General features: G+C 70.7%; 24 protein-coding genes and 2 tRNA genes. 12 read left to right on the top strand and 14 right to left on the bottom strand.

Going from position 1 to position 22941, the window contains the following annotated elements:
* The 7 genes from EJK15_RS53405 to EJK15_RS71675 all read right to left on the bottom strand — a co-directional run.
* On the bottom strand, positions 1-305 hold a 305-nt coding region (locus EJK15_RS53405), incomplete at its 3' end, for a hypothetical protein (RefSeq protein WP_138718144.1).
* 81 nt (positions 306-386) lie between these two features.
* Positions 387-2921, bottom strand: a complete 2535-nt coding sequence (locus EJK15_RS53400) for a Tex family protein (protein ID WP_138718143.1) — start codon at positions 2919-2921, stop codon at positions 387-389.
* Between the two features lie 27 nt (positions 2922-2948).
* On the bottom strand, positions 2949-4112 hold the full coding sequence (locus tag EJK15_RS53395; RefSeq protein WP_138718142.1) for an amidohydrolase: 1164 nt from the start codon (positions 4110-4112) through the stop codon (positions 2949-2951).
* A 72-nt stretch (positions 4113-4184) separates the two neighbouring features.
* Positions 4185-4409, bottom strand: a complete 225-nt coding sequence (locus EJK15_RS53390) for a hypothetical protein (RefSeq protein ID WP_138718141.1) — start codon at positions 4407-4409, stop codon at positions 4185-4187.
* A 13-nt stretch (positions 4410-4422) separates the two neighbouring features.
* Positions 4423-4857, bottom strand: coding sequence for an RpiB/LacA/LacB family sugar-phosphate isomerase (locus tag EJK15_RS53385; RefSeq protein WP_138718140.1), 435 nt, complete (start codon positions 4855-4857; stop codon positions 4423-4425).
* 32 nt (positions 4858-4889) lie between these two features.
* Positions 4890-4962: transfer RNA gene (locus EJK15_RS53380), tRNA-Arg, on the bottom strand.
* Between the two features lie 3 nt (positions 4963-4965).
* Positions 4966-5038, bottom strand: a tRNA-Met gene (locus EJK15_RS71675).
* Between the two features lie 211 nt (positions 5039-5249).
* Between EJK15_RS71675 and EJK15_RS53375 the strand changes: the two genes are divergently transcribed.
* From EJK15_RS53375 to EJK15_RS53345, 7 genes are read left to right on the top strand one after another with little or no spacing between them, the layout of a single operon-like run.
* A complete protein-coding gene (locus tag EJK15_RS53375) occupies positions 5250-6320 on the top strand; it encodes a DUF917 domain-containing protein (RefSeq protein ID WP_171075062.1) in 1071 nt (356 codons plus the stop codon).
* Positions 6313-7935 (top strand): hydantoinase/oxoprolinase N-terminal domain-containing protein, encoded by a 1623-nt coding sequence (locus tag EJK15_RS53370; protein WP_138718138.1) that lies wholly within the window; start codon positions 6313-6315, stop codon positions 7933-7935. Before EJK15_RS53375 ends, EJK15_RS53370 begins: the two co-directional genes overlap by 8 nt.
* A 50-nt stretch (positions 7936-7985) precedes the next feature.
* On the top strand, positions 7986-9593 hold the full coding sequence (locus EJK15_RS53365; RefSeq protein ID WP_138718137.1) for an ABC transporter substrate-binding protein: 1608 nt from the start codon (positions 7986-7988) through the stop codon (positions 9591-9593).
* A 2-nt stretch (positions 9594-9595) separates the two neighbouring features.
* The gene (locus EJK15_RS53360) at positions 9596-10612 is read left to right on the top strand and encodes an ABC transporter permease (RefSeq protein ID WP_138718136.1); all 1017 of its coding nucleotides are present in this window, start codon (positions 9596-9598) and stop codon (positions 10610-10612) included.
* Positions 10609-11460 carry an ABC transporter permease gene (locus EJK15_RS53355; RefSeq protein ID WP_138718135.1) on the top strand — a complete coding sequence of 284 codons (852 nt, stop codon included), beginning with the start codon at positions 10609-10611 and terminating at the stop codon, positions 11458-11460. Before EJK15_RS53360 ends, EJK15_RS53355 begins: the two co-directional genes overlap by 4 nt.
* Positions 11457-12194 carry an ATP-binding cassette domain-containing protein gene (locus EJK15_RS53350; protein WP_138718134.1) on the top strand — a complete coding sequence of 246 codons (738 nt, stop codon included), beginning with the start codon at positions 11457-11459 and terminating at the stop codon, positions 12192-12194. Before EJK15_RS53355 ends, EJK15_RS53350 begins: the two co-directional genes overlap by 4 nt.
* A 2-nt stretch (positions 12195-12196) precedes the next feature.
* Complete coding sequence (locus EJK15_RS53345) at positions 12197-13063, top strand: ABC transporter ATP-binding protein (RefSeq protein WP_240777787.1); 867 nt, start codon at positions 12197-12199, stop codon at positions 13061-13063.
* Here the strand turns inward: EJK15_RS53345 and EJK15_RS53340 are convergent.
* Positions 13056-13514, bottom strand: coding sequence for a MarR family winged helix-turn-helix transcriptional regulator (locus tag EJK15_RS53340; RefSeq protein ID WP_138718132.1), 459 nt, complete (start codon positions 13512-13514; stop codon positions 13056-13058). The two genes, EJK15_RS53345 and EJK15_RS53340, sit on opposite strands and share 8 nt — an antisense overlap.
* A 74-nt stretch (positions 13515-13588) precedes the next feature.
* On the opposite strand from EJK15_RS53340, the gene EJK15_RS53335 reads away from it, so the two are divergent.
* Positions 13589-14980: an MFS transporter gene (locus EJK15_RS53335; protein WP_138718131.1), complete on the top strand. Its 1392-nt coding sequence runs from the start codon at positions 13589-13591 to the stop codon at positions 14978-14980.
* On the opposite strand, the gene EJK15_RS53330 is transcribed toward EJK15_RS53335, so the two are convergent.
* Complete coding sequence (locus tag EJK15_RS53330) at positions 14958-15314, bottom strand: DUF742 domain-containing protein (RefSeq protein ID WP_138718130.1); 357 nt, start codon at positions 15312-15314, stop codon at positions 14958-14960. The genes EJK15_RS53335 and EJK15_RS53330 overlap by 23 nt on opposite strands.
* A complete protein-coding gene (locus tag EJK15_RS53325) occupies positions 15307-17193 on the bottom strand; it encodes a sensor histidine kinase (RefSeq protein ID WP_240777785.1) in 1887 nt (628 codons plus the stop codon). Before EJK15_RS53325 ends, EJK15_RS53330 begins: the two co-directional genes overlap by 8 nt.
* A gap of 172 nt (positions 17194-17365) precedes the next feature.
* Between EJK15_RS53325 and EJK15_RS53320 the strand changes: the two genes are divergently transcribed.
* Complete coding sequence (locus tag EJK15_RS53320; protein ID WP_138718129.1) at positions 17366-18925, top strand: ABC transporter substrate-binding protein; 1560 nt, start codon at positions 17366-17368, stop codon at positions 18923-18925.
* A 72-nt stretch (positions 18926-18997) separates the two neighbouring features.
* Here EJK15_RS53320 and EJK15_RS53315 read toward each other — a convergent pair whose 3' ends face one another.
* The gene (locus EJK15_RS53315) at positions 18998-19192 is read right to left on the bottom strand and encodes a hypothetical protein (RefSeq protein WP_138718128.1); all 195 of its coding nucleotides are present in this window, start codon (positions 19190-19192) and stop codon (positions 18998-19000) included.
* Between the two features lie 21 nt (positions 19193-19213).
* On the opposite strand from EJK15_RS53315, the gene EJK15_RS53310 reads away from it, so the two are divergent.
* Complete coding sequence (locus tag EJK15_RS53310; protein WP_206061663.1) at positions 19214-19837, top strand: hypothetical protein; 624 nt, start codon at positions 19214-19216, stop codon at positions 19835-19837.
* Here the strand turns inward: EJK15_RS53310 and EJK15_RS53305 are convergent.
* Positions 19806-19997, bottom strand: a complete 192-nt coding sequence (locus EJK15_RS53305; RefSeq protein WP_206061662.1) for a hypothetical protein — start codon at positions 19995-19997, stop codon at positions 19806-19808. The two genes, EJK15_RS53310 and EJK15_RS53305, sit on opposite strands and share 32 nt — an antisense overlap.
* A 349-nt stretch (positions 19998-20346) precedes the next feature.
* Between EJK15_RS53305 and EJK15_RS53300 the strand changes: the two genes are divergently transcribed.
* Complete coding sequence (locus EJK15_RS53300) at positions 20347-21150, top strand: exodeoxyribonuclease III (protein ID WP_138718126.1); 804 nt, start codon at positions 20347-20349, stop codon at positions 21148-21150.
* An 85-nt stretch (positions 21151-21235) separates the two neighbouring features.
* Positions 21236-21469 (top strand): hypothetical protein, encoded by a 234-nt coding sequence (locus EJK15_RS53295; protein ID WP_138718125.1) that lies wholly within the window; start codon positions 21236-21238, stop codon positions 21467-21469.
* Between the two features lie 72 nt (positions 21470-21541).
* Here EJK15_RS53295 and EJK15_RS53290 read toward each other — a convergent pair whose 3' ends face one another.
* A complete protein-coding gene (locus EJK15_RS53290) occupies positions 21542-22501 on the bottom strand; it encodes a cobalamin biosynthesis protein (protein ID WP_138718124.1) in 960 nt (319 codons plus the stop codon).
* A partial coding sequence (locus tag EJK15_RS53285; protein WP_171075061.1) for a phosphotransferase occupies positions 22485-22941 on the bottom strand: 457 nt, incomplete at its 5' end. The genes EJK15_RS53285 and EJK15_RS53290, both read right to left, overlap by 17 nt.

Below are 22941 nucleotides of genomic sequence, written 5' to 3'. Positions count from 1 at the left end.
CGCTCATCCCCGGCCCCCGCGTACGTCCCCGCGGCCGCGGCTCCGGCCGGCAACTCCTCCACGGCATCACCGGGCGGCAGATCGACGCCGGCCCGATCGGCTGCGTTGACCGCCGCCAGGGCCACGAGGGTGAGGCGGGACTCCGCGCTGCCGTCCTCGGCCAGCTCCCGAAGGAAAGGGCCCACCTGCCCGGGCTCCAGACCGGCCGTGAGCCGCGCCGCCCACAGCTCCGTCCGCAGGGGTGAATGCCACCTGAGCAGGTCGCGGGCCTGGGTGACCGCCGTGTCGAATGTCGTCGTGCTCACCCTTAGACCGTAGCGCCATGGCGGGCCCCTGCCGCGCTGCGAGGTCAGCGGAGCAGGTTCCCTGAGCCCGGTGCTGCTGGCTCAGCGGTCGTCGGTCAACCCCGCCTTGCGGAGGGCTTCGGCCATGGCGCCGCTGGGAGCCGGGCGCTCCTGGCGGCGCTGGCCGCCACGCTGGCCGTCGCCTCGGCCGCGCTGGCCGCCGTCGCCGCCCCGCTGGCCTGACTCGCCACGGCCACGTTGGCCCTCGCCTCGACCGCCGTCGCCGCGACCACCCTGGCCACGACCGCCTCTGCCGCCGTCGCCGCGGGCACTGTCGCCCCTGCCGCCGTCACCCCGCCCGCTGTCGCCTCGGGCACTGTCGCCTCGAGCGGCGTCACCCCGAGCGGCGTCACCCCGAGCGGCGTCGCCGCGGCCGCCGGTCTGGCCCTGGCGGCCCGCCGGCCTTCGGGAGCCGTCGCCCCCGGACTGGGCGGCGGTTTCGTCCTCCAGGCGCAACGTCAGGGAGATGCGCTTGCGGGGGATGTCCACGTCGAGGACCTTGACGCGCACGATGTCGCCCGGCTTGACCACGTCGCGCGGGTCCTTGACGTAGTTGTGCGACATGGCCGACACATGGACCAGGCCGTCCTGGTGCACGCCGACGTCCACGAACGCGCCGAACGCGGCCACATTGGTGACCACGCCCTCCAGGATCATGCCCGACGTCAGGTCGGAGAGCTTCTCCACACCCTCCTTGAACGTGGCGGTCTTGAAGGCGGGACGCGGGTCACGACCCGGCTTCTCCAGCTCGCGCAGGATGTCGGTGACCGTCGGCAGGCCGAACTTCTCGTCGGTGAAGTCCTGAGGCTTGATCGTCCGAAGCGCCGCCGTGTTCCCGATCAGCGACCTGAGGTCGGTCTTGACCGAGCCGAGGATGCGGCGGACCACCGGGTAGGCCTCCGGGTGCACGCTGGACAGGTCGAGCGGGTCGTCGCCTTCCCGGATGCGCAGGAAGCCCGCGCACTGCTCGAACGCCTTGGGCCCGAGCCGCGGCACCTCCTTGAGAGCCGTGCGAGTCCTGAAGGGGCCATTGGCGTCGCGGTGGCGGACGATGCTCTCGGCCAGCGTGGAGCCGATGCCCGACACGCGCGTGAGCAGCGGCGCCGACGCGGTGTTGACGTCGACCCCGACGGCGTTGACGCAGTCCTCGACCACCGCGTCCAGCGAGCGGGACAGCTTGGACTCGGCGAGGTCGTGCTGGTATTGGCCGACACCGATCGACTTGGGGTCGATCTTGACCAACTCGGCCAGCGGGTCCTGCAGCCGGCGGGCGATGGAGACGGCGCCACGCAGCGACACGTCGAGCTCGGGAAGCTCCTGGGAGGCGTACGGCGAGGCAGAGTAGACCGAGGCGCCGGCCTCCGAGACCACGATCTTCGTCAGCGACGGCATGTGCTTGACCAGCTCACCGGCCAGCTTGTCGGTCTCCCGGGAGGCCGTGCCGTTGCCGATGGCGATCAGCTCGACCCCGTGCCGCTGCGCGAGCGCGCCCAGCACGGCGAGCGACTGGTCCCACTGCCGCTTGGGCTCGTGCGGGTAGATGGTGGCCGTTTCGACGACCTTGCCGGTGGCGTCGACCACGGCCACCTTCACACCTGTACGCAGCCCCGGGTCGAGGCCCATCGTCGTGCGGCTGCCGGCGGGCGCGGCGAGCAGCAGGTCGCGCAGGTTGGCCGCGAACACCCGCACGGCCTCCTCCTCGGCCACCTGCCACAGCCGCATCCGCAGGTCGATGCCCAGATGCACGAGGATGCGGGTGCGCCAGGCCCAGCGCACGGTCTCGGTCAGCCACTTGTCGGCCGGCCGGCCCTGGTCGGAGACGCCGAACCTGGAGGCGACGCGCAGCTCGTAGTCGGGGCTGTCGTCGGGCTCCAGCGTGACGCTGAGGATCTCCTCCTTCTCGCCCCTGAACATGGCCAGGATCCGGTGCGAGGGCAGCTTCGTGAACGGCTCGCCGAACTCGAAGTAGTCGGAGAACTTGGCCCCCGCCTCCTCCTTGCCCTCCCGCACCGCCGACACCAGCCGCCCACGGCTCCACAGCTGCTCGCGCAGGCCGCCGATGAGGTCGGCGTCCTCGGCGAACCGCTCGATCAGGATCGCCCTGGCACCCTCCAGCGCCGCGCCCGCGTCCGCGACGCCCTCCGCGACGAAGCCCTCGGCCGTCGCGGCAGGGTCGAGCGTGGGGTCGGCGAGCAGCTGGTCGGCGAGCGGCTCCAGGCCCAGCTCGCGGGCGATCTGCGCCTTCGTGCGCCGCTTGGGCTTGAAGGGCAGGTAGATGTCCTCGAGCCTGGCCTTGGTCTCGGCCGCCATGATCTGCTCGCGCAGCTGGTCGTCGAGCTTGCCCTGGGACTCGATCGACTCCAGGATCGCCGTCCTGCGTTCCTCCAGCTCGCGCAGGTAGCGCAGGCGCTCCTCCAGCGTGCGCAGCTGCACGTCGTCGAGGGCGCCGGTGGCCTCTTTGCGGTATCGCGCGATGAACGGCACGGTCGCGCCGCCGTCGAGCAGATCGACGGCCGCTTGCACCTGCCCGTCGCGTACGCCGAGCTCTGCCGCGATCCGCTGGTGAATAGAGAGCACTTGCCTGCCTTTCGATGGTCCCGCCGGTCAATTGTGCAGGACTACGCCATCTTTCATGACCAGAGTGCGCCCAGGGTGAACGATCACCGCCTCCGCCGGGCTGCCGCTCGGCAGCACGACCAGGTCGGCCCGGTCGCCCGGCGACAGCCCGTAGCCCTCCAGCCCCAGCACGCGGGCGCCGCCGTGGGTGGCGGCCTCCAGCGCCAGCTCGATGTCCTCGTCCCTGCGGAACGTGCTGCGGTAGGCGACGTGCATCGCCCGCTCCAGCATGTCGCCGCTGCCGTAGGGACCCCACAGATCGCGGATGCCGTCGTGCCCGCATGCGACGGTGACGCCCGCGGCCCGCAGCCTCTTCACCGGCGGCACCGGGAAGCTGTAGACGGCTGCGGTGACCAACGCCACGCCTGCCTCCGCGAAGCCCTGGATCAGCCGGTCCTGGTAGGCCTCGTCGAGCTGGCCGAGGGCGTACGCGTGGCTGACCGTCACCCTGCCGGCCAGCCCCAGCACCCTGGTGCGCTCGGTGATGAGCTCCAGCTCCCACGCGCCGAGCGAGCCGCCGTCGTGCAGGTGGATGTCCAGCCGGACGCCGTAGCGCTCGGCCAGGCCGAAGATCACGTCGAGGTGGCGTACGGGATCGCGGTCGATGCCCGCCGGGTCGAGCCCGCCGACCGCCTCGACACCGCTCTTCAGGGCCTCTTCGAGCAGCTCGGCCGTGCCCGGGTTGATCAGCATGCCATGCTGCGGGAAGGCGACCTGGCGCACGTCGACGGGGGAGCGGGCGGCGGCCTCGCGCACCGCCTCCACGCCGCGCAGCCCCACCAAGGGGTCGATGTCGGTGTGGGTGCGCACATGGGTGGTGCCGGCCGCGCTCATGCGCTCCAGCAGCGCGCCGATCCGCGCCACGCTCGGCACGCCCAGCTCGGCCCGCCTGCCGAGGTCGTTGCCGATGCGGCCGGCGAGCGTGTCGTCGGCCGAGTGCGGCACCCACGGCCCGCCGTAGAGGGTCTTGTCGAGGTGGCAGTGCGCCTCGACGAGGCCGGGCAGCACGAGCTGCCCGTCGATGTCGACGACCAGGGCCCCGGGCGAGTCGATGCCCGGGGCGACGCGGTCGATCAGGCCGTCGCGGACAAGGATGTCGGCTGGTGCCCCGAGCCCCCAGGGGAGCCCGTTGCGGAGCAGCACGTCGGTCATGTCCAGCACCCTAAACGGCGGAGCCGACGATTTCCCGGCCTCCGCCGTGACGGTTCCGAATCCCCCCGCCGCTCAGGCTGGACGGCTGGCGAAAAGCTCCAGGTGGTGGCAGTAACGGCAGCGATAGGCGTCGATCTCCCACTTCGGGCGGCCCATCAGCCTGGCCCCGCCCAGGAGCCCGCGCTCCAGCGCGCCCTCGACCCATCGGGCAAAACCCTTGGAGTGCTCGCCCTGGTCCATGATGAACCCGGGCTCCAGTCCGCCCTCGCCGCAATGCGTGCAGTGCAATTCCGACATGCCGGAGATCTAATCAGATCTCGTCCAGATGGGAGACGTTCGCCGCGTCGGCGGCGTCCGTGCTCGGCCGTCCCTCCAGCCAGGCGTCGAGGATCTCGTCGAGCACCACGTCGGACGTCAGCCGCAGGCTGAGCGCCAGCACGTTGGCGTCGTTCCACTTGCGGGCGCCGTCGGCGGTGTAGGCGTCGACGCAGAGCGCGGCCCGGACGCCCGGCACCTTGTTAGCCGCGATCGACGCGCCCGTCCCGGTCCAGCAGCACACGACCGCCTGGTCGGCCCGCCCCTCGCTCACGTCCCTGGCGGCCAGCTCCGAGGCCCACGCCCAGTCGTCGCGCTCCTCGTCGTTGAGCGCGCCGTGCGTCACCACCTCGTGCCCGCGCCTGCGCAGCTCGGCCACGACCCGCTCGGCCACGCCGTCCTTGCTGTCGGCGGCCACCGAAATCCGCATGCGACCTCCCTCCGTCACCCCACATGTACCAGCGCCCTCGGCTGGAATCGAACCAGCGACCTCCTGCTTCGGAAACAGGCGCGCTCTCCGCTGCGCCACGAGGGCTCGTAGCGGATGCGGGGATCGAACCCGCCTTGCGCGACTTATGAAATCGCCGGGCACACCAGCGCCCCCACCCGCCTCCGTGCAAACGGGCGGGTCCGTGGATTCAGAGCCAGGACACGCCCGTACGGCGCCGCATGCGCATTCGCCGGATGTCCATGGCAGCTCCTGTCGATGGGTCAACGAGATCGATCATGGCGGCCGCGATCGGGGCGCCGCAACATATTTACCGGCCCCCACACGTGCCGGACTGGCGCATTGAGGTGCCATGTGGTTGGTTGTGTCGCCAAATGCACATTGACGTGAGTGATATTCCGGCTCTCGCCCGAGGGTGCGCCATTCTGGGGACCGGCGGCGGAGGAGACGTGCGTACCGGATCGTTGGCCGCCGTCCGGGCCATCCGCGAGTACGGCGAGGTGCCGCTGGTCGAGCTGGGTGACCTGGCGGACGACGCGCTGATCTTGCCGCTGTCGGGGATCGGGGCGCCGACCGTCAGCCACGAGATGATCCACAGCGAGGACGAGCCCAAGCGCATCGCCGAGGAGGTCGAGCGGCTCTTCGGCCGCCCGCCGAGCGCGGTCATGTCGTCCGAGATCGGCGGCTCCAACGGGGTGGCCCCCGTCGCCTGGGCCGCCCAGCTCGGGCTGCCGCTGCTCGACGCCGACGGCATGGGGCGGGCGTTCCCCGAGGTCCAGATGGTGTCGATGTACGTGGCGGGACTGCCCGCAGACCTGGTGATCATGTCTGACATCGCGGGGAACGTGGTGACCATCCGCCCGGTCGACGGGCTCTGGTCGGAGCGGCTGGCCAGGGCCGTGTGCGTGGCGGCGGGATCGTCCGCGCTGATGGCCGACTACGTGCTCACGGCCGCGCGGGCGCGGGGCGCGGTCATCGAGGGTACGGTCACCCGCGCGCTCGAGATCGGCCGGGCTACCGAGGGCGCGGCCGACCCGCTGCGCGCGCTCCAGGACCGGCTCGGGGCCGTCAGGCTGATCACCGGCAAGCTGACCGACGTGGAGCGGCGCACCACGGGCGGGTTCGTCCGGGGCACGGCCGCCATCGAGGGCACCGGTGACGACCGGGGCCGCGCCCTCACCCTGGAGCTGCAGAACGAGAACCTCGTCGCCGCCGAGAACGGCCAGGTCCGGGCCATGGTGCCCGACCTCGTCACGGTCGTCGACACCGAGACCGCCGGTGCCATCCAGACCGAGAGCCTCAGGTACGGCCAGCGCGTCACGGTCCTCGCCTGGCCGTGCGACCCGCTCTGGCGCACGCCCAAGGGGCTGGAGACGGCCGGGCCGCGGGCGTTCGGGTATGAGCTGGACTACGTTCCGGTCGAGGAGCTGACGGCACATGGCTGACCTACGGATCGGGATCGACGTCGGGGGCACGAACACCGACGCGGTCGTGCTCGGCGCCGACGGCCGGGTGATCGCCAAGGCCAAGCGGCCGACGACCCCGGATGTGACCGAGGGGCTCCGGGCGGCCCTGGACGCGGTGTTGGAAGAACTCGGGGCCGGGGAGGCGGGCACCCGCGGTGACGTGCGGGGCCGGATCACCCGCGTCATGCTGGGCACCACGCACGCGACCAACGCGATCCTGGAGCGGCGGAGCCTCGGCCGGGTCGCCGTGCTGCGGCTCGGCGCGCCGGCCACCACCTCCGTCCCGCCGCTCTCCGGCTGGCCGGACGACCTGCGCAAGGCCGTCTCGGCGGGCGAGGCGATCGTGGGCGGCGGCCACTACGTCGACGGCCGCGAGATCGGCCCGCCCGACCTCGGCGCGATCCGCCGCTTCCTGGACGGCGTCCAGGCGGAGGCCGTGGCCGTCACCAGCGTGTTCAGCCCGGCGAGCGGCGACCACGAGCGCCTGGTCGAGGAGCTGATCAGCACCGAGTACGGCCTGCCGGTCTCGGTCAGCCACGAGATCGGCTCCCTCGGGCTGCTCGAACGCGAGAACGCCACCGTGCTCAACGCCGCCCTGTACGGCGTCGCCGCCCACGTGACCGGCGCCCTGGTCGCCGCGCTGGCCGAGCGTGATCTCAAAGCACGTCCGTACCTGGCCCAGAACGACGGCACGCTCATGACGCTGGAGCACGCCGCGCGGCTGCCGGTGTCGACGATCGGCTCGGGCCCGGCGAACTCGCTGCGCGGGGCCGCGTACCTGTCGGGGGTGTTGGACGCGATCGTGGTGGACGTGGGCGGCACGTCCACCGACCTGGGGGTGCTGGCCGGAGGATTCCCGCGGGAGTCGGCGGCGGCGGTCGAGATCGGCGGTGTGCTGACCAACTTCCGCATGCCGGACATCCTGGCCATCGCGCTCGGCGGCGGGACCGTGGTCAGAGGTGACGGGATCGGCCCGGACTCGGTCGGCTACCGGATCGTCCAGGAGGCGCTGGTCTTCGGCGGGCGCACGATGACAATGACGGACGCCGCCGTGGCCGCAGGTCGCGCCCCGCGCGACGCGGCGGGCTGGCGCGACCGCCTCCAGGCCGCCATCCAGCCGGACATCCCCCGGGAGGGCGGCCCCGGTGGCATGGGTGACATGTCGGCAACAATCGCAGACGCCCTGGAAAGGGCGGTGGCTGTCGCGGACGAGATGGTCGTCGACGCCGTGGACAGGATGGCGCTCGGCAAATCCGACAGACCGCTGGTCGCGGTTGGTGGCGGGGCGTTCCTGCTGCCGGGCCGCATCCCCGGCGCGGGCCGGGTGATCCGCCCTGAACACGCCGAGGTGGCCAACGCCGTGGGCGCGGCCATCGCACTCGCGAGCGGCAGAGTGGATACGATCTTGCCTGCGGGAGATAGCCGGTCAGAAGCCATCGAAAGGGCCAAGGAGGAGGCGGCGGCGCGGGCCGTCGCGGCGGGGGCGGACCCCTCCGGCGTCGAGATCGTCGACCTCCTCGAGGTGCCGCTGAGCTACCTCTCCGAGCCCGCGGTGCGAGTACACGTCAAAGCAGCCGGACCCCTCGCCCGGTGAAAGCGCGAAGGGCGCGGAGCTCCCGAGCTGATAAGAAAGGATCCCCCACCATGCGCTGGCACAAGCGTCTGCTCGTCGCCGGGGTCACCGGTGCCTTGGCCTTGACCGCATCCGCGTGCGCGGGCGGCCAGGTGCGCGGCGCCGGCGGCACTCCCGAGCCACAGGCGAGCGGCACTCAGTCGACGGCCGCGCAGGCCAACGACAGCACGTTCGTCTACGTGCCGAACCTCGACGTGGTCACCGACTGGGACCCGGCGACCTCCTACTCCAACGAGATCGTGGCCCTGTCGAACATCTACGAGGGCCTGACCAGGTACGACTCCGAGACCCGCAAGGCCGAGCCGCGCCTGGCCACCGAGTGGACCTCGGCGAACGACGGCAAGGAGTGGACGTTCAAGCTGCGGCAGGGCGTGAAGTTCCACTCCGGCGCCACGCTCGACGCGGAGGCCGCCAAGAAGGCCATCGAGCGGACGATCGAGAAGAAGGGCGGCGCGGCCTACATCTGGGACTCGGTCGACAAGATCGAGGCTGTGGACGCCGCCACGCTGAAGTTCACGCTCAAGTACGCCACGCCACTCGACCTCATCGCCTCCTCCGGCTACGCCGCCCACATCTACGACGTGGACGCTGTGGACCCCGACGGCAAGAAGACCGCCGGCACCGGCCCGTACACGATCGACTCCTGGCAGAAGGGCAAGGAGACCGAGCTGACGCTGAAGGCGTACGAGGACTACTGGGGCGGCTGGAAGCCCGAGCAGTACAAGAAGGTCGCCTTCCGGGTCACCCCCGAGATCACCACGGCTTGGCAGCTGCTGCAGAAGGGCGAGGTGAACTTCGTCCAGCGCCTGAACCCGCAGCTCTTCCAGCAGGCAGGCAGCACGCAGGGCGTGACGACGGCGCAGACGCCGTCGTTCCAGAACCTGCTCGTCCTGTTCAACACCGCCTCCGGCCCGGCGAAGAACGTGCGGGTGCGGCAGGCGCTGCAGGCCGCGATCGACTACGACGGCCTGGTCGCCGCGCTCAAGGGCTCGGCCACGAAGGCCAGCGGCCTGGTGCCGCAGGGCCTGCTCGGCCACGTCGACGGCATGGAGCCCAAGCAGGACCTGGCCAAGGCACAGGAGCTGCTCGGACAGGCCGGGTACGGCCCCGACCTCCCCGAGCTCAAGCTCAGCCTCACCTACGCCCAGGGCGACGCCGACCAGAAGCTGCTGGTCACGCTGCTCAGCTCGGCGCTGAAGAATCTGAACGTGACCCTGCAGGCCAAGCCCATGAGCTGGAACGCGCAGTGGGACCTGGGCAAGAAGCAGGGGCAGGACATCTTCATCATGTACTGGTATCCGGACTATCCGGACGCCTACTCCTGGTTCCTGAACGTCTTCAAGAGCGCCGAGAAGCCGCAGTTCAACCTGTCCTACCTGAAGGACTCAGGGATCGACGCGGCCATCGACGCGCTGCCGCAGCTCACGGCCACCGATCAGCTCAAGGCGGACGTGGCGTACCAGGACCTGCAGAAGAAGATCATCGAGGAGGAGGCGGCGGTGGCGGTGCCGTACGTGCAGACGTACCAGCGCGCGCTCACGGCCGACGTCCAGGGCTACGTGGACAATCCCGCCTATCCCAACGTGGTCTTCTTCTACGACCTCAAGCGCGCAAGCTGACCATGCTGCGCTATCTGGCCCGCCGGCTCGGTCAGGCCCTCCTGGTCGTGGCCGGCGTGGTCATGCTCACATTCGCGGTCATGCGGCTGGTGCCGGGCGATCCGGCGGTCGCGTTCGCCGGGCCGAAGGCGACGCCTGAGGAGCTCGCCGCGGCGCGCGAGCGGTTCGGGCTCGACGACCCGCTGCCCCTGCAGTTCCTGAACTACGTGCGTGACCTGTTCACCGGCGACTGGGGCACGAGCCTGCGCACCCGGCAGCCCGTGCGCGACGACCTGAATCTCGCATTCCCGGCCTCGCTGGAGCTGGTCGGCGCGGCGCTGGTCGTCGCGGTCCTCGTGGGGATCCCGATCGGCGTGCTCGCCGCCCGCTACAAGACGAGATTTCCGGACTTCGGGGTGCGGTTCACCAGCATGCTGGCCGTCTCGGTGCCGGTCTTCTGGCTGGCCCTGACCCTGCAGCTGGTGTTCGCCAGCAACTTGGGCTGGTTCCCGATCGCCGGCGAGTACGACTCCTCGCTCGACCGCACCAGCCCCCTCACCCTGTGGACGAACATCACCATCGTCGACGCCCTCATCACCGGGAACTGGCCGATCTTCACCAGCACCCTGGAACACCTGGTGCTGCCCGCCCTCGTCGTGGCCGCCTACCCCACGGGAGTGATCGCCCAGATGACCAGGGCGGCCCTCATCGAGGAGTCCGGCCAGGACCACGCCAGGCTGGAGCGGGCGCTCGGCTTCGGCGAGACGTCCATCCTGACCAGGTTCGCCCTGAGACCGGCGCTGACCCCCGTCCTGGCGCTGATCGCCCTGGTGTTCGCCTATTCGATCGTCAACGGCTTCCTGGTCGAGGCCGTGTTCAACTGGCCGGGCCTGGGCCGCTACGCGACCGAGTCGATCAAGTCGCTGGACACCCCGGCCATCGCGGGCGTCACCCTCCTCGTCGCTCTGGTGTACGTCCTGGCCAACCTGATCGTGGACCTGCTGCAGGGCCTGGTCGACCCGCGGGCGAGGGCGCGATGACCGCCACGGAGGCACCGCTGCGCCGCACGCTGCCCAGGATCCCCGACCGGTTCGCCGCGTTCGGGGCGGTGCTCATCGTGCTCATCGTCCTGGCCGCCGTCCTGGCCCCCTGGCTGGCGCCGTACCCGGTGGACGAGCTCGATCCGGTGGAGAATCTGCTGCCGCCGAGCGGCGCGCACTGGTTCGGCACCGACGAGGTCGGGCGGGACGTGCTCACGAGGATCCTGTACGGCGCCCGCACCTCGCTGTTCATCGCCGTGGCCGTGCTGGCCGTCTCGGCGGCGGTCGGCGTGACGCTCGGCGTGGTGGCCGGGTACGCGGGCGGCTGGGTCAGGGACGTGATCATGCGCGTCACGGACGTGTTCCTGGCCTTCCCCGCGCTGCTGCTGTCCCTGGCGATGGCGGTCGTGCTGCAGCCCAGCGTGAACACCGTCGTCCTGGCCATCGCGGTGACCTGGTGGCCGTGGTATACGCGGCTGTCCGCCTCGGTGGCCGCGTCGATCGCCACCCGGAGCTACGTGGACGCCGCCCGGTGCCTCGGCGTGCCCGCGCCGCTGATCATCCTCAGGCACGTCCTGCCGAACTCGCTCACCCCAGTCCTGGTCCAGATCTCGCTGGACGCGGGCGGGGTGATCCTGACCGCGGCGGCGCTGTCGTACCTGGGGCTGGGCGCGCAGGAGCCGACGGCGGAGTGGGGGCTGATGGTGCAGCAGGGGCAGCCGCTCTTCACCACGGACTGGTGGGTGGTCACCTTCCCGGGGCTGGCGATCCTGGTGACGGCGTTCGCGTTCAACGTACTCGGCGAAGGACTCAGGAACGCTCTCGATCCGCGAAGGGCCGTGAAGTGATCGAGGTGCGCGACCTCCAGGTCCGGTACGGCGGGCGGCTGGTCGCCGACGTTCCCCACCTGGACGTGGGCCAGGGCGAATGCGTGGCGATCGTGGGGGAGAGCGGCTCGGGCAAATCGACCACGCTGCTCTCATTACTAGGCCTCACCACAGATGCCGAAATTTCGGGACAAATACGGGTCTGCGGCGTCGACGTGCGGACCGCCCCGCCCCGCCGGCTCCGCGAGATCCGCGGGGCCAGGGCGGCGCTCGTGATGCAGTCGCCGCAGTCCGCCCTCAGCCCTGCCACCCGCCTCGGCGTCCTGATGCGCCGTGCGCTCAGGCTGCACGGCAGGGACGCCACGGAGCAGGTCATGGGGGAGGCCATGGAGGCCGTCCTGCTCGACCGCGGGCTCCTGCGCCGCTACCCGCACGAGATCTCCGGCGGCCAGGCACAGCGCTTCGCCATCGCCCTGGCCATCGCCCTGGGCGCCGAGGTGATCCTCGCCGACGAGCCCACGAGCGCCCTCGACGTGACCGTGCAGGCCGAGGTGGTCGGCGTCCTGCGCAGGCTCAGGGCCGAGCGCGGGCTGGCGCTCCTGCTCGTCTCCCACGACCTGGCCTTGGTGTCCACGATCGCCGACCGGGTGCTGGTCATGAAGGACGGCGCGGTGGTGGAGTCGGGGCCCGCGGCGCGGGTGCTGGCCGAGCCGGCCCACCCGTACACGCGCGAGCTGCTGGAGGCGCTGCCGTGACCATGCTGAGGGCCGAGCGGGTGACGCTCGGGTACGGCAGGCACCCCGTCGTCCACGACGTGACCCTGGACATCGCCGAGGGCGGCGTCGGGCTGATCGGGGAGAGCGGCTCGGGCAAGACGACGCTGGCGCGGGCGTTCCTGGGCCTCCTCGCCCCCATGTCCGGAAATATCTGGTACGGCGACCAAACGCTGAAAAAGACGGACATGCGGAAGTTCCGCAGGGACGTCCAGCCCGTCTTCCAGGCCGAGGCCCTCGACCCCCGGATGCGCATCGGCACCTCCATAGCCGAGGCCCTTCCCAGAGGTGACCGAGCGCGGGTGGGCGAGCTGCTCGAACAGGTCGGCCTGGACCCCGACCTGGCCACCCGCAGGCCGCACCAGCTCTCCGGAGGCCAGCGCCAGCGCGTCGTGATCGCCCGGGCCCTGGCCGTCGGCCCCCGCCTGCTCATCCTGGACGAGCCCACGAGCGCCCTTGACGTGACGGTCCAGGCCAAGATCCTCGACCTGCTGGCGGGCCTGGACACCGAGCGCTTGCTCATCACCCACAATCTCGCCCTCGTGGCCCGGCTCTGCCGCACCTCGCACGTGCTCTTCGCGGGCCGCGTCGTCGAGTCGGGACCCACGGCCGAGCTGCTGGCCAGTCCGGCACACCCGTACACCAAGGCCCTGCGCGACGCCGTGCCGAAGCTCGGCGGCGCCCCGCCGGAGGCCAAGGGCCGGACGGAGGCCGTGCCGGCGGCGACGGGGTGCCCGTACCGGCTTCGTTGCCCGCTGGCCGTGCCCGAGTGCGAGCGGCCGCCCGCCCTGAGGGACGTGAACGGCCGTCAGGTCGCCTGCCACCGCGCGGAGGACGTCCTGGTCACCTGAGGCTCTTCAGGTGCGCGGAGACGTCGTCTGAGAGCTTCTCCATCAACCGGGTCAGCTCCGCCCGATCCGCCGCGGGCCAGTCGGCCAGCGCGCTCTCGAACCACTGGCTGGTCACCTGGCGGCATCTGCCCGCCACCTCGGCGCCCTCCTCGGTGAGCGCGATGCGCCAGGCCCGGCCGTCGTCGGGGTCGCGTACCCGCTCGACCAGGGCGCGCTGCTCCAGCGCGGCGACGTGCCTGGTCACGTGCGGGCTCTCCACCTGAAGCCCCTCGGCGATCGCGCCGATCCTGCGCGGCTCGTCCGCGTCCAGCAGGTGGACGAGGATCTCCACGTCGGGCCGGTCGAGCCGGACGCCCGCGGCCTCGGTGAGCCGCTCGTGGGTCTTGCCGCGCTTGAGCGTGGCCACGACCTTGCGGAAGGCCGACACGGTCCTGTTGAGATCTTCGTCCATCTCTGTTTGCTTACCTAACTTACGTATGTATTATCGGTTCTCGTTGCTTACCTAAATTATCTAAAGGAGCCGAGATGGCGACAGTGGTGGCGTCCGCCGCGCGCGGGACGTCGATCAGGAACCCCTGGCCCGGAGTGGTCTCGCTGGCCTTCGCGGCCTCCATCGCCGCACTCCAGAACACCGCCGTGGTCCCCATGCTTCCCTTGCTGCAACGTGAGCTGAACACCTCGCTCGCCGGCGTGACCTGGACGCTCACGCTGAGCCTGCTGGTCGGCGCGGTCGCCACGCCGCTGCTGTCGCGCTTCGGCGACATGTACGGCAGGCGCCGGATGATCCTCGGCGCGCTGGCGTTGCTGGTGATCGGCTCGGTCGTGGCGGCCCTGGCGACCTCGCTGGCGTGGCTGATCGCGGGACGGGTCCTGCAGGGATTCGTGACCGCGCTGGTGCCCCTGTCGATCGGGGTGGTGCGCGACATGCTGCCCAGGCACCAGCTCGCGACCGGCATCGGAGTGATCAGCGCGACGATGGGGTTCGGCAGCGGCGGCGGGATGATCCTGGCCGGGCTCGCGTCCGGCGACTGGCACTGGGTCTTCTGGATCACGGCCGGGATCTCCTTGGTGGCCGCGATCGTCGTGGCCTTCCTCGTACGCGACTCCGCCCCGGCCGGCAAGGGGCGTCCCGACCTCGTCGGCGCCGCGCTGATGACCGCCTGGCTGGTGGCGCTCCTGCTGGCCATCAGCCAGGGCGGCTCGTGGGGCTGGACCTCGCCCGGCGTGCTCGGCCTGTTCGCCGCCGCGGCCGCGCTGGCGGCGGTCTGGGTCGCGGTGGAGCGCAGGGTGGCCGAGCCGCTGGTGGAGATGGCGATGCTGGTGCACCGGGGCACCGTCGGCGCGACGGTGGCCTCGATGCTGCTCGGTTTCGCCTTTTTCACGATCCTGACGGGCATGTCCGCGTTCGCCCAGGCGCCCTACGGGTTCTCCGCCTCGACCCTGGAGGTGGGACTCTACCTACTGCCGAGCACGCTGTTCATGCTGGTGATCTCGCTGTTCGCAGGCCGGTTCATGCGTAGCTTCCAGGCGTCCACCATGGTGGCGGCGGGCTCCGCGGTCACCGCCCTGGCCGCGGTGTGGCTGGTGATCATGCACGACGCCCCGGCGCACCTGTACGTGGCGGCCTCGCTGATGGGCGTCGGGCTCGGCATCGGGTACGCGGCGCTGGGCACCATGGCCGTCGAGCACGTGGACCCGGGCAAGACGGCCGTGGCGGCGGGCGTGAACGCGCTCGTGCGCATCGTGGGCGGCAGCACGTCGGGCGCCGCGATCGCCGCCATCCTGGCCGCCCAGCCCGGCGTGACCGGCTACCAGTGGGTCTTCGGCGCCGCCGCGGTGGCCGCCGCCATGGCCGCGGTGTTCGCGGCCGCGTACGGACGGCTCAACCGCGCGGTCACAGCGCTTTCAGCCCGCTGATCACCTCGAGCAGCACCTTGGCGTCCGGAGCGGGAGGCGGGTGCTCGACCTGCACGAGCTGCTGCGCGTGCAGGTCGCCGACCAGCACGCGCACCACGCCGATGGGCAGGTTGAGCTCGGCGGCCACGTCCACGAGCCTGGTCGGTTTGGTGCATTTCTGCATGATGATCAGATGCTCGGGTCCGAGGCCCATGGGCGGCGTCAGGCCACCGGCCGTGATGATCACCGCGATGAGGTCGATGGCCTCGCTCGCGGGCACCGTACGGCCCCTCGTCAGCAGGTAGGCGGGGACGATCGGACCGGCGTCCTCGTCCAGCCAGCGCTCGTCATTCACTTCGCACCACCCGCATGGGGCGCGCAGGCTCTTGCACGGGAGCCGGAGCCTCGGGCTCGGCCACGTGCTCTTCCGGGATCAACACGATCGCGGTGGTCCCTCCATATGGTGAACCGCGCAGGGTCACGCGGATGTCGTGCCTGGCGGCCAGGCGGGAGACGACGAAAAGGCCGAGCCGGTCGCTGTCGGCCAGGTCGAACTCCGGCGGGCTGGCCAGCCGCTCGTTGAGATCGGCCAGCTCCTCTGCGCTCATCCCGAGCCCGCGGTCCTCGACCTCGAAGACGAAGCCGCGGGCCGCCGTCTCGCCGCGCACGATGACCGGGGTGTGCGCGGGGGAGTAGACGGTGGCGTTCTCGATGAGCTCGGCGATCAGGTGGATCACGTCGCCGACCACGGGCCCGGCAAGGCGCTTGCCCGGCATCGGCTCGACGGTGACCCGCTGGTAGTCCTCCACCTCGGCCGCCGCGCCGCGGGCCACGTCCAGCAGCGGCACCGGCCGGCTCCAGCCGCGGCCCGGGGTGGCGCCGGACAGGATGATCAGACCCTCCGCGTGGCGGCGCATGCGGGTGGTCAGGTGGTCGAGCTTGAACAGGTCATCGAGGGCATCCGGGTCGGTCGCCCGGTGCTGCATGTCCTCGAGCTGGATGCGTTGGCGGTGCAGCAGGGTCTGGCTGCGCCTGGCCAGGTTGCGGAACACGTGGCCGACGCCCTCGCTGAGCTGCGCCTGGCCGACCGCGGCCTCCACAGCGGTCTGCTGGACCGTGGAGAACGCCTGGCCCACGTCGTCGATCTCGACCGTGGTGCTCGCCACCGACAGCTCCGGCATCTCGACCTTCTCGCCTTTGCGCAGCTTGGCGACCACGTGCGGCAGCCGTTCCTGGGCCACCTCCAGTGCGGCCAGCCGGAGCGCGCCCAGCTCCTTCGACAGCCGGGTGCCCATGCGCAGGGAGAACGCGATCGACACGACCACCAGCCCGAGACACATGCCCGCCAGCATGAGCGCCCGGTTCAGCACCTCGTCGGCCACCGGCTCGGCGCGCGCGTTCAGCATCGTGCCGGCCCGCATCTGCGCTTCGTTGAACGACTTGGCCAGCGCCTCCGTCGTGCTGAGCCAGCCCCGGGGCGTGGCGCCGCCGATGATCTGGTCCTCCATCATCCGCATCCGCTGGTAGGCGGGGGAGGAGATCAGCATGACGTTGGTGTCGCGCAGGACCGGGTCGAGCTCGCCGAGCGACTGGTCGATCAGGAAGCGACGGTTCCCGACGATCTGGGTGAACAGCCTGCGCTCGGCGGCCGTGACCGGCCCGAGCGCGATGGCCTGCTCCCTGCTCAGCAGCTCCTTGGCGTAGCCGAGGTCGATGACCACGCGGGACTGCTCGTAGATCGGGAGGTCGTCGATGAGCGCGACGCGCCGGTGGAGGCCGAAGAGGGTGTCGATGATCGCGCCGTACGCCTCCACGGTGTGGAGACGGTCGGATAGGCCCGTGTCGATCTCTCCTCTGATCGCGTCGAGCCTGTCGAGCTGCGTGTACACCGCGTCCACCTGTGTGCGGATCTCTTCCGATCGGTCCTTGGAGTTGCCCGAGAGCTGCCTGAACTCGTCTCTGGCGGTGTCCGTACGGGTGCGCTGCGCGGCTACCGCCGAGGTGGCCGCCGTACGGCGCAGGTGCTTGGCCGAGACGAGACGCTCACGCTGGATCTCGCTGATCAGTTTGTACGCGGGAAGGCGCAGGTTCGTCCAGAGTGTCTTGTATTCGCGTAGCTCCAAACCCTCGGTCGCGGTGACGGCGGTGATGACTCCCCACAACACCACCATGGAGGTCAGCGGCACCAGAAGTAGTCCGATGATCTTCATGCGGATCGTTCGGCTACGACCCATGGCACCTCACTCCGGTCGGTCCCCTGCTGGCAACCCCGGACGGGACAAGCCCCGAGGATAGCAATCCGATCACCAAAATGCCCAATTTTTCGGGACTTTTGGACACGCAACCCGGCTTCCGCGATCTTGGAGTAGGTTGCCCGGGAATACATCGCCGACAGAGGGAGATGCGTTGCGCCGTCGTCTCGTAGCGGCCGCCGCGCTGGTGCTCCTCGTGGCCTGCTCGCCGCCCCCGGAGCCGCCGCGGGCCCCGGTGGGCGAAGCGCCGTTCGTCTACGTCAAGAACCTGGACGTCATCACCGAGTGGGACCCCAGCGTGTCCTACTCCAACGAGATCATTGCCTTCCAGAACATCTACGAGACGCTCACGTTCTGGAACCCGGTCACCAAGAAGACCACCCCTCGCCTGGCCACGTCGTGGCGGGCCTCGGCCGACGGCCGGACGTGGACGTTCCAACTGCGCCCCGGCGTCACCTTCCACACCGGCCGGCAGCTGGACGCAGAGGCGGTCAAGGCGTCGATCGAGCGCACCATGGCGGCCAAGACCGGCGCGTCCTACATCTGGGACGCCGTCTCCTCCATCAGGGTCGAGGGCCCGGGAACGGTGACGTTCGCGCTGAAGTACCCGGTGCCCCTGGACTTGGTGGCCTCGGCCGGGTACGCGGCCTACATCTACGACACCAAGGCGGCCCCCGACCTCGGGAAGTGGTTCAACGAGGGCAGGGACGCGGGCTCCGGGCCGTACACGGTGGCGAAGTGGCAGAAGGGCAAGGAGGAAGAGCTCACCCTCACGGCGTACGACGAATACTGGGGCGGCTGGAACAAGCCGCACTACAACACGGTCAAATACCGCGTCGTGCCCGACCCCGACCGGGCGTGGCGGATTCTGCTGCGCGGCGAGGCGACCTTCGTGGCGCGGCTCAATCCGCGCCTGTTCGCCAGGGCGGCGGTCACGCCGGGCGTGCGCACGTCGGAGCGGCCCTCGTTCCAGACGGCGATGCTGCTGTTCAACACCGCGAGTGGCCCGATGAAGGACGTGCGCGTACGCCGCGCCATCCAGAAGGCCGTCGACTACCAGGGCCTGATCCGGGACCTGAAGGGCGCCGGCTCACCGGTCAGCGGCGTCGTCCCTGAGGGACTGATGGGCCACGTGCCCGGCCGGGCGCCCCGCCAGGACCTGGCGGCCACGGCGCGGCTGCTGCGCCGGGCGGGCTACGGCCCTGAGGGCCGGCCGCTGCGGCTGCGGCTGACGTACGGGGAGGGCGACACCGACTGGAGGCTGCTCGCCACGAAGCTGGAGGCGACGCTCAAGCCGCTCAACGTCACGATCGAGTCCAGGGCGATGCCCTGGACCGAGCAGTGGGAGCTGGGCAAGAAGCGCGGCCAGGACATCTTCGTCATGTACTGGTGGCCCGACTACGCCGACGGCTACTCCTACTTCGGCACCGTCTTCCACAGCTGGGACCCGCCCGAGTTCAACCTGACCTACCTCAACGACCAAGGCCTGGACACGTTGCTCGACACCGTGCCCGAGCTGACCGTGACCGACAAGCAGTCGGCGCAGCGGGCGTACGAGCAGGCCACCAGGCGGGTGCTGGACCAGCGGGCCGCCGCCGCGCTGCCCTGGATGGTCAACTACCAGCGCGCCTACCAGGGGAGCGTCCAGGGGTACGTCGACAACCCGGCCTATTCCGACGTCGTCTTCGTCCACGAGCTGCGGCCCTCCGGCTGACCCTCGTGTTCATGGCCTCACCGTGAGGCGGTCTCGGTCGCCATACGCCGGCGCCTTACCCCGCTCTGGTCGCTACGCTCCCGCCGCACCTCCAGGCGACGGCACTTCCTCACCAGGCGACGGCGCTCCCTCGACCCGCTCGCGCAGCCGGGTCCTGATCTCCTCGGGCGTGTAGGCGCGGCGGCGCCGTTCGGCCCGCGCGATCACCACTCCCGTGGCCGCCACACCCATGATTCCGGCCAGACCGAGCATCTTCCACCAGCGCATGTTGCCTAGGCTAGCCCTGTGCTGACACTCGATGAGGCCGTCAAGGTGACGAGGACCGGCGATCTGTGGGTCTTCCGCGGACGCTCCGTGCCCGACCGCGCTATTCAGACGATGACCAACAGCCCGGTCAACCACGTGGGCATGGCCATCGTGATCGAGGACCTGCCGCCCATGATGTGGCACGCCGAGCTCGGCAGGTCGCTGACCGACCTGTGGGCGGGCACCCACCAGCGCGGGGTGCAACTGCACGACCTGCGCGACGCGGTGACGGTGTGGGCGGACAAATACGACCAGCGGCCCTGGCTGCGCCAGCTCGAGCCGGAGGCGACGCCGGAGATGGAGGACGCGGCGCTGCGCACGGTCGCCCGGCTCGACGGCACCCCGTTCCCCTCCACCGCCCGCCTGGCCGCCCGCTGGGCCAGAGGGCGCGTCCCGCGCCGGACCCGCAAGGAGACGACGCTGGAGAGCGCCTACTGCGCCGAGGTCGTGGCGGTCACCTACGAGGAGATGGGGCTGCTGCCGGCGGGCCGCCGCCCCAACTGGTACGACCCGGGCAGGTTCTGGAGCGGCGACGACCTCGGCCTGCTCACCGGACACCGGCTCGGCAACGAGATCACCGTGGGAGTGGAGCGCACGCGGGCCTGACCCGGGTGAGCGGCAGCGTGACGGTGATGAGCGCGGCCACCAGTACGAACCCGGCCGGATACCCGGTGTGCCCGAACCCCAGCGCCCCCGCGCCCATCCCCGCGTCGTAGGCCAGGTTCCACAAGGCGCTCACCTGGGAGGGTTCGCCACGCTCGAACATCAGCGCCGGCGTCGCTGCTGCTCGCCGGGGCCGACCGGCCCGGCCCGCGCAGTCTCGACGTGCTGCGGATCGCCGCCGTGACGGGCCGCAGGACGCCGCACGATGTGCTGGCGGGCTGAGCAACGGCAGATCGCCGAGCGGGGCTCATCTGAACGCGAACGTACGCGGTTCGACAGCGGCTCGACCCGGCTGATCGAGGCGCGGTGGGAGGACCACCTGCCCAGGAGCGCCAGACGACCGTCGGCAACCTCGGCACGTACCCGGCTCACGAGCGGGCCGGGCGGCCATCGGCTTGCCTGCAGACTGGGTCGCGGAACCCAACCGCGGGCACCGGTGGCACGCTAGGAGGATGCGCCTGGCTACCTGGAACGTGAACTCCATCAAGGCACGGCTGCCCCGCCTGCTCGACTGGCTGGCCGATACCAAGCCCGACATCGTCTGCCTGCAGGAGACCAAATGCCCGGCGGAGGCGTTCCCCATGGCGGAGGTGGGCGCGCTAGGGTACGCCGCCGCGGCCCACGGCGACGGTCGCTGGAACGGCGTCGCGCTGCTGTCCAAGGTGGGCCTGGACGAGGTGACGCTCAGCTTCCCCGGCGAGCCCGGTTTCGGGGAGCTCGACGGGGTCGGCGCGGCCCGGCCCGAGGCCCGCGCGATCGGCGCGACCTGCGGCGGGATGCGGGTGTGGTCGCTGTACGCGCCGAACGGCCGCACGGTCGACTCGCCCCACTACCTCTACAAGCTCGACTGGTTCGCGGCCCTGCGGGACGCGCTGGCGGCCGAGCTGCCCACGGGGCCGCTGGCGGTGTGCGGTGACTTCAACGTGGCGCCGACTGACGCCGACGTGTGGGACCCCGCGCTGTTCGTCGGCGCGACCCATGTCACGCCCGCCGAACGGGAGGCGCTGGCCGCGTTGCGCGCCCTCGGGCTGCACGACGTGGTACCGACGCCGATGAAGGGGCCGCATCCGTTCACGTACTGGGACTACCGGGCCGGGATGTTCCACCAGAACAAGGGGATGCGCATCGACCTGGTGTACGCGAGCGCGGACGTGGCGGGGCGGGTGCGGTCGGCGTACGTCGATCGCGAGGCCCGCAAGGGGAAAGGGCCTTCCGATCACGCGCCGATCGTGGTCGACCTGGAGCCGATAACGTAATTACAAAACGGGGCCGTACGAGTATCCTGTGTTCTCAAATGTTTCGGGGGCATTAACTCTCGCCAAGGCCACAGGGGGGACCTCCATGGGTTCTTCAGACGGACGCGTCATCTTATTCATCCTCCTCGGGCTGGCCGTATTCGCCCTCGGCCGCCGCTTCCAGACAATGATCATTATGCGCCAGGTGTGGAAGCAGAGCGCCAAGCAGGTCACGGCCAGGAAGGTCGTCGCACATAATGCGGCGAAGGCGATGATCGGAATAACGCTGATCTCGATATTCGTGATCTGGCTGGTGTTCAACCTGAACCAGGTAATGTGAAAGGCCGCCTTTGCTGATTACCTGAATCTTTACGGCGAGACGTGGGGCCGGTCGGGCCTGGACTCCGACGGGTCAGGGAGCGGGCGGGCCGGGGTGCAAACGATGGCGCATGGCCCGAGAACTCAAGGCCCAAGAGGTCAGCACGGCCGCCCCGGCGGCGGCCAGGCTCACCGCCCGCGTCAGGCGGACGGCGCGGCGGATGTCCCTGACACCGGGCTTGGGACCGTCACCCATGGTGGGGCGGTGCTCGGTCCGGCCGCCATAGACGTTCGTGCCGCCCAGCGTGACCCCGAGCGCACCGGCGAACGCGGCCTCACAGCGGCCGGCGTTCGGGCTCGGATGCCGATGCCCGTCCCTCCGCAGCACGGCCAGTGCCCCTCGCCGATCCGGCCCGATCAGTACCGCGAGCAACCCCGTCACCCGCGCCGGAACGTAGTTCGCCACATCGTCGAGCCGCGCCGCCGCCCACCCGAACCGCTGGTAGCGCGGCGACCGGTGCCCGATCATGGCATCCAGCGTATTGATGGCCCGGTACGCCAGCAGGCCGGGAACCCCCGCCACAGCACCCCAGAACAGCGGGGCCACGACGGCGTCGGAGGTGTTCTCGGCCAGCGACTCCACCGTGGCCCGCGCCAGCTCGGGCGCCTCCAGGGCGGACGGATCCCGGCCGCACAGGTGCGGCAGCCTGGCTCTGGCCCGCTCCAGATCATCACGTTCGAGGGCGTCGGCCATGTAGGCGCCTTCACGGGCGAGCGTGGTGCCACCGAGCACGGCCCAGGTGGCGACGGCGGTCACGATCGTACGAGCCTTCGGTGCCCGGCTGAGCAGCACACCAAGCCCGGCCGCCCCACCCACACATAGCCCGACATGCACGACACCGCGCGCTCGCCCGTCGCCGTACAGGGATCCTTCCAACCTCGCCGCCGCCCGCCCGAACACCGCAACCGGATGGGCGCCACTGCGCGGATCTCCAACCAGCCGGTCGAGCGCCACGCCAAGAGCGAGGCCCAGGGGGTCACACCAAATGGGCATGAAGCTCATCTTCGTGCATATCCAGCCACGCTGCCGCCCGCCGGATGCGCTCACCCGCACCGCCCGCCCACAGCTGCGCCCAGCTGCCACCCGCCGCGGTGCGCGTGCGCATGACCGTGTAGGACCGGTGAAATCGGAGCCTGGCCAGCTCAAGGAGACGACGCCGATCGCGCGGCGGCACGCCGTACGCGTCGCAGAACAGTCGCAGCCGGGCACCGACGTCGAGGTTGCGGAGCAGCGGAGGCCGATCGAGGGGATCGGCGATGGGCGCCCAGTGCCGGAGGGTGGTCACGATGTCGAAGAGCCGAGTCGTGGGCCGGGCCAGATCAAAGTCGATCATCGCATAGGGCAGCCCGGACCGAAAGATCACGTTTTCCGGCGTTAAATCACAATGCCCAATGACTTCCGGCGCCCTGTCATCATTCGACCCGCCCTCCCAC

The organism is Nonomuraea basaltis, from assembly GCF_005893125.1.
Taxonomy (GTDB): domain Bacteria; phylum Actinomycetota; class Actinomycetes; order Streptosporangiales; family Streptosporangiaceae; genus Nonomuraea; species Nonomuraea basaltis.
The sequence above is the reverse complement of the archived record's forward strand: the minus strand, read 5'-3'. Positions and strand labels throughout refer to the sequence as shown.